Source organism: Microvirga sp. P5_D2, assembly GCF_054049475.1.
Map to the genome: position 1 here is coordinate 163,319 of NZ_JBFUMH010000002.1, position 11,311 is coordinate 174,629.

Sequence of the window (11,311 nt, forward strand, 5' to 3'; positions counted from 1 at the left end):
TTCCAAGGACTTCTGGTGTCCGGCCGCGTGGGATCTGCGTTGAGGCAAACCCGCGAAATCGAGGCCGCGACCCTAATGACGATAGGATTGAACCCATGTCGCGCCGTTGCGAATTGACCGGCAAGGCCGTGCTGAGTGGCCACCTGGTGAGCCACTCTAACCGCAAGACGAAGCGGAAGTTCCTGCCGAACCTCTGCAACGTCACGCTCCAGTCTGACGCCCTGCAGCGCTCCGTGCGCCTGCGCGTGTCTGCCCATGCTCTGCGTTCCGTCGAGCATCGCGGTGGCCTCGATGCCTTCCTGGCGAAGGCTTCGGCTGACGAGCTGTCGAACACCGCCCTCACCGTGAAGCGCGAGATCGAGAAGAAGCTCGCTGCTGCGAGCTGATCTCGGTTTCGACTGAAATTTTGCGCAGCGGGCGGCCTCACAGCCGCCCGTTTTGCGTTGCTTCTATAGCCAAGCCGCTCCAAGGAGGGCCGCCCGTGACCAAGATCGACCACCGCGATTTCCTGATCGCCCTGACCGCGATGACCCTGGTCGTTCTCGCGTCGAATATCCTGGTCCAGCATCCCTTCACGCATCTGGGACTGGGCGACTACCTGACCTGGGGCGCCTTCACCTATCCCTTCTCGTTCCTCGTGACGGATCTGTCGAACCGCCGCTTCGGTCCGAAGGGCGCGCGCCGGGTCGTCTATGTGGGCTTCGTTCTCGCCGTGGCGCTCTCGGTCGTTCTCGCGACCCCGCGCATCGCCATCGCCTCGGGTGCGGCCTTCCTGCTGGCGCAGCTTCTCGACATCCAGATCTTCTCGCGCCTGCGCAACAAGGCGTGGTGGATGCCGCCCTTCGTGTCCTCGGTGATCTCGTCGGGCCTCGACACAGTGATCTTCTTCTCGTTCGCCTTCTATTGCGGCGCGATTCCCGGCCTCGGCCTGACGATCAGCGACGTGCTCATGCAAGCCGGCATCGCGGACCAGTGCATCGCCTTGCCGTGGGTGAACTTGGCCGTTGCCGATTATCTCGTGAAGCTGGCGCTCGCCGCCATCGCGATTGCGCCCTATGGCGCGATCCTCGCTATCATGCGTCCGAGGATCCAGCGGGCCGCCTAACGGCGGCCCTACCCTTCACAATCAGAGAACCTCTTCCGCGTAAGGCGGGTGGGGAATGGCCTGATGGGCTGCGCGCAGCGCGGCGGACCAGCGCTCGCGCAGATCCCGGAAATAAGGCTCGTCCTCCTGGATGCGGTAGGTCACCTGGGCCTTCAGGGCATCGCGCTTGGCCACCACGATATCGATGGGAAGGCCCACGCCGAGATTGGACTTGAGGGTCGAGTCCATGGAGATGAGCCCGAGCTTGAGGGCCTCCACCAATTCCGTTTGATAAGAAATCGCGCGGTCGAGAATCGGCTTGCCGTATTTCGGCTCGCCGATCTGCAGGAAGGGCGTGTCCACGGTGGATTCGATGGCGTTGCCAGCAGAATAGACCTGATACAGCCGCATCTGCCCCTGCCCGATCTGGCCGGCGAGCAGCATGGTGACGTCGAAGGTCATGCTGCGMTTTTCCAATTCTGCGCCGTCGATGGCATAGACTTGGCGGATGACGCGGCCGACGAGCTGGGCGGCCTTGAACATGCTGGGCACGTTCATCAGCGTCTCGATCTCGCCCGTCTCCGGGTTCTCGACACCGTCGGCCAGAAGAGACAGAACGGATTGGCTGGCCGAGAGGTTGCCCGCCGTCGCCAGCGTAATGAGCCTTTCGCCCGGCTTTTCGAACACATGCAGCTTGCGGAAGGTCGCGATGTTGTCGACGCCTGCATTGGTGCGCGTATCCGCGATCATCACAAGGCCATCCTGCACGAGGATACCGACACAATAAGTCATAGGTGCTCCCCCTGGGGCCTTCTGATCGAGCTGCAGCTTTACGGCCATTCTCACGCCTGCGACTGACGGGCGCTCTCGATCCTCAAACGAACGTCGAGCGCCTCACGGGAGATACCGTAATAGCTGCCTCGCACGGGGGCCGCATCAAGATAATCGAGGCCGATGGCTAGGCGCACATAGTGTTCCGTTGCGGAAACACCATTGGTCGGATCGAAGCTGACCCAGCCGAGATCCGGGATGAAAGCCTCCACCCAGGCGTGGCCCGCCTCTTGCACGGCCTCTCCGGGCTTATGAAGATAGCCGGACACGTAGCGGGCGGGGACGTTCAGGGACCGCGCCGCCGCCAGAAAGACATGTGAAAAATCCTGGCAGACCCCATGCCCCGCGGCGAAAGCCTCGGTTGCCGTGGTGCCGGAATGTGTCGCATCCGTATCGAATCGCAGATGCGCATGAATCGCATTGTTCAGGGCATGAGCTTGTTCGAGCGGATTGGAAGCGCCTTGTGTCGCCGCTTTGGCGAACTCGCCGATGGCGGTGCTTTCCCGGCTCAAGGGCGTCTGCCTGAGATAGAACATCTCGGGGAAGCGCTCGACCCCGCCTTGGACCACGCCGGCGGTTTCCGTGGTTTCGATCTCGCCCGCGACCCTTAAGGTGATCTGATTGACGGGTCCTGGCACGAAGAGGCTGTGGGCGATGTTGCCGTACCAATCCTCCCGCCGCAGGAGCTTGGCTTCGTGGTCCACGTCGAGTGTCCAGGACAGGACTGTCTGCCCCTCGTGCCCGCGCGGCGTCAGGCGCAGCAGCTGGATCGCCGACTTCGCGGGCTCGTCGTAGGTGTAGACGGTCTCATGTGTGATGCGGATGCGCATGATCAGCCCAGGTACTGCTGCGAGATGGCGAGACCAAGCCGGTTGTTCTCGGCGATGAACTCCTGCAGGAACTCGTGCAGCCCATGCTGGAAGATATCGTCGATGCTCCGGTTCACCAGACGGGCATGAATGGAGCGGGCCTGACGCTGCGCCGCGCCCGATGTGCCATAGCGGTGCGCGATGTCATCGAGGTGACGGGAAAGGGCGCCGTAGCAGGCGGCGAGCGAGCGCGGCATTTCCTCGCGCAGAATCAGAAGATCCGCCACGAGCCACGGGCGCAGGTTCTGGTGATAGACCCACTGATAGCTCACCAGCGCCGAAACGGAGCGGAGAATGGCCGCCCATTGATAATAATCGATGCCGCCGCCCACCTCCGCATCCTTCGGCAGCAGCACATGGTATTTCACGTCGAGCACCCGCGCCGTGTTGTCGGCGCGCTCGATGTAGAGTCCCAGGCGCGAGAACCAATAGGCATCGTTGCGCAGCATAGTGCGCATGGCCGAGCCGTCGTAGCGAAGGGATGCCTCCTTCACGAGGTTGAGGAAGCGCGGCAGCTCTTCCACCTTGATCGACTTGGCCTTGTAGCGGCGAAGATCGAGCCATGCGGAGTTGATGGCTTCCCACATCTCGGAGGTGAGCGCCGAGCGCACCGAGCGCGCGTTCTGCCGTGCCGTGTTGAAGCAGCTCTGGATGCTCGATGAATTGGCTTCCGAGAAGGCCAGGAACTCGATGACGTTCTCAGGGGTCGATTCACCATGCAGCACGCGGAACTGCTCGATACCGCCGGCAGTGAGCAGCGCCGATTCCCACTCGTTCGTAGCCTCGTCGCTATACGAGATCGGCATCGAGGCCATGCGATAGGCGACATCGAGAATGCGCGCGGTGTTCTCCGCCCGCTCCACGTAGCGGGAAAGCCAGTAGAGGCTGTCTGCATCACGGCTCAACACGGCAGAAACTCCACGCTCATACGCACCATCATTCGCTGAGCACCCAGGTGTCTTTCGTCCCGCCGCCCTGGCTGGAATTCACCACCAGCGATCCTTCCGTCAGCGCGACGCGGGTCAGGCCGCCCGGCACCAGGGTCACGCCGTCGCGTCCGCTCAACACGAAGGGGCGCAGGTCCACGTGGCGGGGCGCCAGCCCCTTCTCGGTGAAGATCGGGCTCGTGGACAAGGCAAGCGTCGGCTGCGCGATGTAATTGTCGGGCGCGGCAAGGATGCGGGCGCGGAAATGTTCGCGGGCTTCTTTCGTTGCGTGCGGACCGACCAGCATGCCATAGCCGCCCGAGCCGTTGACCTCTTTCACGACAAGCTCGTGAAGATGGTCGACCACATAGGACAACGCTTCCTTCTCGCGGCAGCACCAGGTGGGCACGTTCTTGAGGATCGGCTCCTCGCCCATGTAGAAGCGCACCATCTCGGGCACGTAAGAGTACATGGCCTTGTCGTCCGCCACGCCCGTACCAGGCGCGTTGGCGATGGCGACGTTGCCCGCGCGATAGGCAGCGATCAGCCCCGGGACGCCCAATGCGGAATCGGGACGGAACACGAGCGGATCGAGGAAGTCGTCGTCGATGCGGCTGTAGATCACATCCACGCGCTTCGGGCCTTCCGTTGTGCGCGTGTAGACGACCTCGTCGCGCACGAAGAGATCGCGCCCTTCCACCAATTCCACGCCCATCCGGTCGGCAAGGAAGCTGTGCTCGTAATAGGCGGAGTTGAGCGGGCCCGGCGTGAGCAGAACCACCGTCGGCTCCCATGGGCTGCTCGCGGGTGCGACGGATTTGAGCGTGCCCAGAAGCTCGTTGACGTAGTTCTCGATGGGGCGGATGCGCTGCATCGCCATGAGCTCCGGGAACAGGCTCATCATGACCTCACGGTTCTCCAGCATATAGGAGACACCGGACGGCGTGCGCAGATTGTCCTCGAGAACGTAGAAATCCTCGTCGTCCACGCGGACGATATCGACGCCGGCCACCTGCACGTAGATGTCGCCGCTGATCGAGAGGCCGTGCATCTGCGGCCGGTAATAGGGATTGTGAAAGACGAGTTCCGGCGGGATGATCCCGGCGCGCAGGATCTCGCGCGGCCCATAGATATCCTTCAGGAACATGTTGAGCGCACGCACGCGCTGCTCAAGCCCGCGCGACAGCCGGCTCCATTCGTTGCCGGAAAGAATGCGGGGAATGATATCGAACGGGATCAGCCGTTCCTCGGCTTCCGTCGCTCCGTAAACGGCGAAGGTGATGCCGACCCGGCGGAAGAACAGCTCCGCTTCCTCACGGCGATGTTCGAGAAGCTGCGACGGGGCCGAGGCCAGCCATTCCTGCAGCACGCGGTAGGCCTCGCGGCTTTCGCCGCCATGGCCGCTCATCTCATCGAAGATCGCTCGCGCCGTCACTAGGTCTTCTGCCTCCCGCATGGACGAAAAAGTGCAAAGATTTGCGCCACTTCCATGAAGGAGAAGCTTAGTTGCCTAAAACGAAGGACCGCAAGGGATACTTAGAGATGAGGAAAGGCAGGTAATGATGAGAAAAGGCGCAACTGCCCGTTCTCTAGGCAGAGGCAATTCACGCTCACGCTTCATGCCGCAAGGGCAAATTCCAACAGCAAAGTGCGTTGCAGTCGGGTGTTGAAGTTGTTGTCCGAGATCAGCGATATCACGGTCTCAGTGCCTTCCCGGTGAACGGCCAGGCCTTCCATGTTGTCGACCTGATGCGAGGGCTCGCTTTCGTAGATCACCTCGCCCTCCAGCCGCGCCCCAACCTTGACCGTTGATCCCGCCACGCGGCGCAGGCGGCAACCGAAGCCGCCGAGCAGGGTAAAGCGCCGCTCCAGGAGGAGCATGTCGCCCGTATCCATGAAGGCGAGATCGGTCACGTCGTAGCCGCCAGAGCGCGCAACCTCGAACGTACCCTGCCGCGAGCCGGTAAAGACGAAGCCCTGTCCGCCCTCCGCAATCCCCACGAGTGCGCCCGACAGAGGCGAGCGTGGCGGCGCAACGCCGATGGCCTCAAGCCCGCCATTGGAGGGTAGGTCCTTCATCTCCTTGGGCACCGGGATCGGAATGCCCTCGATCGGAGCCCCCGCCTTGTTGCGCCCGAACCGAACAACCGCGTGGTTGCGCTCGACGCCGACGAAGATCGCGGAGCCCGATACGGCCAGGCTCTCCGTGTCGTAAGAGCGCGACCGGCGCAGGGCCTTGCCATTGTTGAAGAGCAGCGGCGCCATGACGGCATCCGAGAGGCCGGACAAGCGGCCATCCGCTGTCTCGATGCGGGCTCTGAGAAACTGCGCATTGTCGGCAAGCGCGATCAGATCCTGCCCTTTTGCCGAGCGCCATAGGCCCGAAAAGCCGCCGAAGGCGGGCGTTTCCGACCTCAGATCCAACCCTGAGCGGAAAAGCAGCGAGTCGAAGCGGCTGCGGTCCGGATCGGTGTTGGACAGGCGGCTAATGGGCTCGGCCCGCACTACGATGGGCGTGGCATCACGGAACGCCTGCGGGCGCTGCGCGAACGCGATCTTGTTGCCGAGAAGTGCGGCGGCGGTGGCAACACCACCGCCGATAAGCAGGTTTCGCCGGCTGAAAAGCCTCACGCGTGCGCTCGGCGACGGGGCGCAGCGCCGCGTGAAGGCTGCGCGTTCTCCTCGAACAGCTCCGCGAGCTTTTCGGTCATCACGCCGCCGAGTTCCTCCGCATCGACGATAGTCACCGCGCGGCGGTAATAGCGCGTCACATCGTGGCCGATGCCGATGGCGATGAGCTCGACCGGCGAGCGGGTCTCGATTTCCTCGATGATGTAGCGCAGATGCCGTTCGAGGTAGTTGCCGGGATTGACCGAGAGCGTCGAGTCGTCCACCGGCGCACCGTCCGAGATCACCATGAGGATGCGGCGCTGCTCGGGGCGGCCGAGCAGGCGCTTATGCGCCCAGTCGAGCGCCTCGCCGTCGATGTTCTCCTTGAGCAGACCCTCGCGCATCATGAGGCCGAGATTCTTGCGCGCGCGGCGCCAGGGAGCATCGGCCGACTTGTAGATGATGTGCCGCAGGTCATTGAGGCGGCCCGGATTGGCGGGCTTGCCGTTCTGAAGCCACATCTCGCGAGCCTGTCCGCCCTTCCACGCGCGGGTGGTGAAGCCGAGGATCTCGACCTTCACGCCGCAGCGCTCCAGCGTGCGCGCGAGAATATCGGCGCAGGTAGCGGCCACCGTGATCGGGCGACCGCGCATGGAGCCCGAATTGTCGAGCAGCAGCGTCACCACCGTGTCGCGGAAATTGGTGTCCTGCTCCTGCTTGAAGCTTAAGGGCTGGAACGGGTCCATGATGATGCGCGGCAGGCGCACGGGATCGAGCGTGCCCTCTTCGAGGTCGAACTCCCACGAGCGGTTCTGCTGCGCCATCAGGCGGCGCTGCAGGCGGTTGGCGAGACGGCCCACCACGCCCTGCAAATGCGCGAGCTGCTTGTCGAGATAGGCGCGAAGGCGCGTCAGCTCGTCGGCATCGCACAGGTCTTCGGCCTGGATGACCTCGTCGAACTTTGGGGTAAAGGCCTTGTAGTCGGGACCGCGCGCCTCGTTGGCGCGGGACGGCGGACGCCAGGATTCACCGGCCTCGTCGGAATCGGCCTCTTCGGCCTCTTCCGGCAACTCGCCGGAGGGGCCGTCCGCCTCTTCCGTCGCGCCGTCCTCCATATCGTCGCTCGAATCCTCGCTGGTCTCGATCTCGGCACGGTCGCCTTGCGATTCCTGTTCGGACTCGCCCTCGCCCTGCTGCTCCTGCTGGTCGGATTCGTTCTCGTCCTCGTTCTCCTCGTCCTCCTGGTCCAGGGCCGCATCATCGGCCATGTCGAGGGTGGAGAGCATCTCGCGGATGCCGCGGGCGAAATCGCGTTGGTTGTCGATGTTCTTGAGCAGGCCGTCGAGATCGTGGCCCACGCGATCCTCGATGAAGTCGCGCCAGAGATCGACGATCTTGGCGGCGGATGGCGGCGGCTTCGCGCCGGTCAGGCGCTCGCGCACCATCAGCGCCAGGGCGTCTTCGAGGGGTGCGTCGGCGCGGTCGGTGATCTCTTCGTATTTGCCGCCGCGATGATAGCGGTCTTCCAGCATGGCCGAGATGTTGGAGGAAATGCCCGACATGCGGCGCGAACCGATGGATTCCACGCGCGCCTGCTCGACCGCATCGTACACCGCGCGGGCCGCCTGCCCTTCCGGCGCGAGGCGGCGATGAACGGTCGTGTCATGGCAGGCGAGGCGCAACGCCATGGAATCCGCGTTGCCACGCAGGATCGCCACGTCCTGCGCGGTGAGCCGCCGGGGCGGCTCCGGCAGGCGGGCCTTGTCCTGGCCCATGAGTACCGGACGGTCCGAGGCGAAGGCCACTTCGAGATCGGGCTTACGGGCGATGGCCTTCATAGCGCCGGCGATGGAGCGCTTCAGCGGCTCCGCCGGCGCTTCCTTCTTCTCACCCGGCTTGCGGTTCGAGATGGACATCTCATTCCTTCATCCGTCATCCCGGCGAAAGCCGGGATCGCCAACACCAGCAAAGCTCCCCGACGATCCCGGATCACGCAGAGCGCGTCCGGGACGACGCCTTATGAGAGCACCATGTTCACGGCGCTCTCCGGCAATTCCTTGCCGAAGGAGCGCTGGTAGAACTCGGCGACGAGGGTGCGCTCCAGCTCGTCGCACTTGTTCAGGAACGTCACGCGGAAGGCGAAGCCCGTGTCGCCGAAGATCTCGGCATTCTCGGCCCAGGTGATCACCGTGCGCGGGCTCATGACGGTAGAAAGATCGCCGTTCATGAAGGCTGAGCGAGTGAGATCGGCGACGCGCACCATCTTGTTGACGATGTCGCGGCCCTCGGAATTTTCCTGATAGTGCTTCGCCTTGGAGAGGACGATGTCCACTTCCTTGTCGTGCGGCAGGTAGTTGAGGGTGGTGACGATGGACCAGCGGTCCATCTGGCCCTGGTTGATCTGCTGCGTGCCATGATAGAGGCCCGACGTATCGCCGAGGCCCACCGTGTTGGCGGTGGCGAAGAGGCGGAAGGCGGGGTGAGGCCGGATCACGCGCTTCTGGTCGAGCAGGGTGAGCTTGCCCGACTGCTCCAGCACGCGCTGGATCACGAACATCACGTCCGGGCGGCCCGCATCGTATTCGTCGAACACGAGGGCGACATTGTTCTGGAGCGCCCAGGGAAGAATGCCGTCCTGGAAGGCGGTGACCTGCTTGCCCTCCTGGAGCACGATGGCGTCCTTGCCGACGAGGTCGATACGCGACACGTGGCTGTCCAGGTTCACGCGTACGCAGGGCCAGTTGAGGCGGGCGGCCACCTGCTCGATATGGGTCGACTTACCCGTGCCGTGATAACCCGTGATCATCACGCGGCGGTTACGGGCAAAGCCCGCCAGGATGGCCAGGGTCGTCTCGCGGTCGAACAGGTAGTCGGGGTCCAGATCGGGCACATGCTCTTCGGCCTGCGAGAAGGCAGGAACCTCGAGATCCGAGTCGATGCCGAAGACTTGGCGCACGGACACTTTCATGTCCGGCTGCTGGAACGCTGTCTCGGTATGTGCCGTCATAGGGGCCTCTCGGTCGGATGATTGTTTGATTGATGCCATGGCTTCTTAACCCCCATGGCTGCGCGGCGCAATTTCCTAAACGCCGGATGCGCCCGCATGAGACTCTTCGGAATCAGCACAGGCCAGCGCTCTTAAGGACATCATGCGCCTTGATGATATCCCGCAGCCGCTCCTCGAAGGAGCGGTCGCCGCCATTGGCGTCCGGGTGGAACCGCTTCACCAGGGACTTGTACTGGGCCTTGATGGCGGGACCGTCGGCGGTATCGTCGAGGCCCAGGATGTCGAGCGCCCGGCGCACCGCGCCGGTATGGCGGGGCCGCTTCGGCTCAGGACTGCTCCGGCGGGCTTTCGCCTGGGTGAAATCCTCACCCCGGAGGATGCCTAGGGGATCCACATAGGCCCAATCCCGCTCCTCACCCTTGGTTCCCTCGCCCTCAGCCTTGCCGGAGGTGTTCACGCCCATGGCCCAGGTGGGGCGATGGCCGATGACCGCATCCTTCTGGAAGGCCGCGACCGCCGAATCGGACATGCCGGAAAAATAGTTGTAGGAGGCGTTGTACTCGCGCACATGCTGGAGGCAGAAGCGCCAGTACTGGCCTTCCCGGTCCCGCCCCTTGGGCGCGCGGAACTCGCCCGCGGCCTTGCAGGCGGGGTGCTCGCAGACGGGACCCTTGACCTCCTGCGGCTCATCGCTGGAAGACTTGATCCGGATACGGTCGAAAAGAGGCGAGTTGAGATCCATGATTCAGCGATTATGAGGGGCCGGGAGCCTTCAGCCAAGGCCTGAGAGCTTTTCGCCGCAGACCCGTTCAAAAAGGTTTACAAAAGCAGCATGACCCTAACCGATTGGATCACACAAACCCTGCAGGAGCGGTTGCAGCCCTCCGCGCTCACCGTCACCGACGAGTCGGAGCAGCATCGCGGCCATGGAGGTTGGCGGGAGGGGGGTGAAACTCACTTCCGTCTTCATATCGTGTCGGAAGCCTTCTCAGGCAAGAGCCGCGTGGAGCGTCACCGCCTTGTAAACGAGGTTCTGAAAGGAGCCTTCGACAAGGGCCTGCACGCCCTGGCTATCCAGGCCAAGGCGCCTGGGGAGTAATGGTTCGCCTCTAGAGCGTCGGACTCCTGAACTTTTGGGTTAGGCTGATCTGGAATTTCCACTTTATGATGTCAGGTGGATCATAGGACGCTTTCCATTATCCGCGCTGGCCAGAAGGGCTTAGACTTGTCGCGTTCAGTGCAGCGCTGGCCTGATGCCAGTCACATCAACCTCCCTGAGGAGGTCATCATGTACGCACGACTGACGACGTTTCGCGTCAAACCCGACAAGATGGATGACATGCTCCGCTGGCGTCAGGAGAACGAGGCCGCGATCTATGCTCAACTCGGCCTCCGAGAGTGGATTGGGCTCTGGGACGAAGAGGGCCAAGTCTTCGTTGTTTCCCTCTTCGATAATGAGCAGGCGGCTCGTGACTCCATGCCCCATGTTTGGGCTCTCTGGGAGCAGATGGCGCCCATGCTCCAAGGTACGCCAACGGCCAGATTTCTCGACGTGATGGCCGCTCAAAGCTTCGCTCCACAGGGAGCGGCCATGGCCTGACCCTTCCGGGGTTGTCTGGGCGGGGCGAACAGGCAGGCTGTCTTCGGAGCCTGTTGTAACAAAATACCGCTTGGCCGTTCTGCAACCGGATGTGTGCCGTCCACGGGCGTCTGCTGCGCATCGTGGGGAAGAGTGGATCCAGTTTTAGATCCGATGCTCTAGAGGGTGTCTGGAAATTAAGCTGCTGCATGGGCTAATCTTTTGGTCATAAGGCGGCTCATCGCGAGATAGATCCATGTCTCGGTAGTGGCCGAGAGGCGTTCCCAATCCTTGGCCAAGCGTCGATTGCGGATCAGCCATGCGAACGTCCGCTCCACAATCCAGCGCTGCGGCAGAAGCGTAAACCCAGCTGGCATTTCGGGCGCAGGTTGATCGACCGGCACC

13 protein-coding genes are annotated in these 11,311 nt (G+C 63.1%); 4 read left to right on the plus strand and 9 right to left on the minus strand.

Annotated elements, in window-relative coordinates:
* Positions 1–95 precede the first annotated feature (95 nt).
* Complete coding sequence (rpmB, locus tag ACXJKO_RS01655) at positions 96–386, plus strand: 50S ribosomal protein L28 (RefSeq protein WP_457089331.1); 291 nt, start codon at positions 96–98, stop codon at positions 384–386.
* A 95-nt stretch (positions 387–481) separates the two neighbouring features.
* Positions 482–1,105 (plus strand): queuosine precursor transporter, encoded by a 624-nt coding sequence (locus tag ACXJKO_RS01660; RefSeq protein ID WP_457089332.1) that lies wholly within the window; start codon positions 482–484, stop codon positions 1,103–1,105.
* A 21-nt stretch (positions 1,106–1,126) separates the two neighbouring features.
* Here ACXJKO_RS01660 and ACXJKO_RS01665 read toward each other — a convergent pair whose 3' ends face one another.
* From ACXJKO_RS01665 to ACXJKO_RS01700, 8 genes are all read right to left on the minus strand, one after another.
* Positions 1,127–1,876, minus strand: coding sequence for a peptidase (locus tag ACXJKO_RS01665; protein ID WP_457089333.1), 750 nt, complete (start codon positions 1,874–1,876; stop codon positions 1,127–1,129).
* A 50-nt stretch (positions 1,877–1,926) separates the two neighbouring features.
* On the minus strand, positions 1,927–2,745 hold the full coding sequence (locus ACXJKO_RS01670) for a transglutaminase family protein (protein ID WP_457089334.1): 819 nt from the start codon (positions 2,743–2,745) through the stop codon (positions 1,927–1,929).
* 2 nt (positions 2,746–2,747) lie between these two features.
* Positions 2,748–3,692 (minus strand): alpha-E domain-containing protein, encoded by a 945-nt coding sequence (locus ACXJKO_RS01675; RefSeq protein ID WP_457089335.1) that lies wholly within the window; start codon positions 3,690–3,692, stop codon positions 2,748–2,750.
* Positions 3,693–3,720: 28 nt separating this feature from the next.
* Positions 3,721–5,166, minus strand: a complete 1,446-nt coding sequence (locus ACXJKO_RS01680) for a circularly permuted type 2 ATP-grasp protein (RefSeq protein WP_457089336.1) — start codon at positions 5,164–5,166, stop codon at positions 3,721–3,723.
* A 161-nt stretch (positions 5,167–5,327) separates the two neighbouring features.
* Positions 5,328–6,341 carry an esterase-like activity of phytase family protein gene (locus ACXJKO_RS01685; RefSeq protein WP_457089337.1) on the minus strand — a complete coding sequence of 338 codons (1,014 nt, stop codon included), beginning with the start codon at positions 6,339–6,341 and terminating at the stop codon, positions 5,328–5,330.
* Positions 6,338–8,236, minus strand: coding sequence for a cobaltochelatase subunit CobT (cobT, locus tag ACXJKO_RS01690; RefSeq protein WP_457089338.1), 1,899 nt, complete (start codon positions 8,234–8,236; stop codon positions 6,338–6,340). The genes ACXJKO_RS01685 and cobT overlap by 4 nt, the downstream gene beginning before the upstream one ends.
* Positions 8,237–8,337: 101 nt before the next feature.
* Positions 8,338–9,327 (minus strand): cobaltochelatase subunit CobS, encoded by a 990-nt coding sequence (gene cobS / locus ACXJKO_RS01695; RefSeq protein WP_457089339.1) that lies wholly within the window; start codon positions 9,325–9,327, stop codon positions 8,338–8,340.
* Between the two features lie 112 nt (positions 9,328–9,439).
* Positions 9,440–10,069 (minus strand): J domain-containing protein, encoded by a 630-nt coding sequence (locus ACXJKO_RS01700; RefSeq protein ID WP_457089340.1) that lies wholly within the window; start codon positions 10,067–10,069, stop codon positions 9,440–9,442.
* Between the two features lie 90 nt (positions 10,070–10,159).
* On the opposite strand from ACXJKO_RS01700, the gene ACXJKO_RS01705 reads away from it, so the two are divergent.
* Together ACXJKO_RS01705 and ACXJKO_RS01710 are read left to right on the plus strand one after the other, a co-directional pair.
* Entirely contained in the window at positions 10,160–10,426 is a 267-nt protein-coding gene (locus ACXJKO_RS01705; protein WP_457089341.1) for a BolA family protein, read from the plus strand.
* 189 nt (positions 10,427–10,615) lie between these two features.
* The gene (locus ACXJKO_RS01710; protein ID WP_457089342.1) at positions 10,616–10,927 is read left to right on the plus strand and encodes a hypothetical protein; all 312 of its coding nucleotides are present in this window, start codon (positions 10,616–10,618) and stop codon (positions 10,925–10,927) included.
* Positions 10,928–11,103: 176 nt separating this feature from the next.
* Here the strand turns inward: ACXJKO_RS01710 and ACXJKO_RS01715 are convergent.
* The coding region (locus tag ACXJKO_RS01715) for a transposase (protein WP_457089343.1) at positions 11,104–11,311 on the minus strand (208 nt) is incomplete at its 5' end.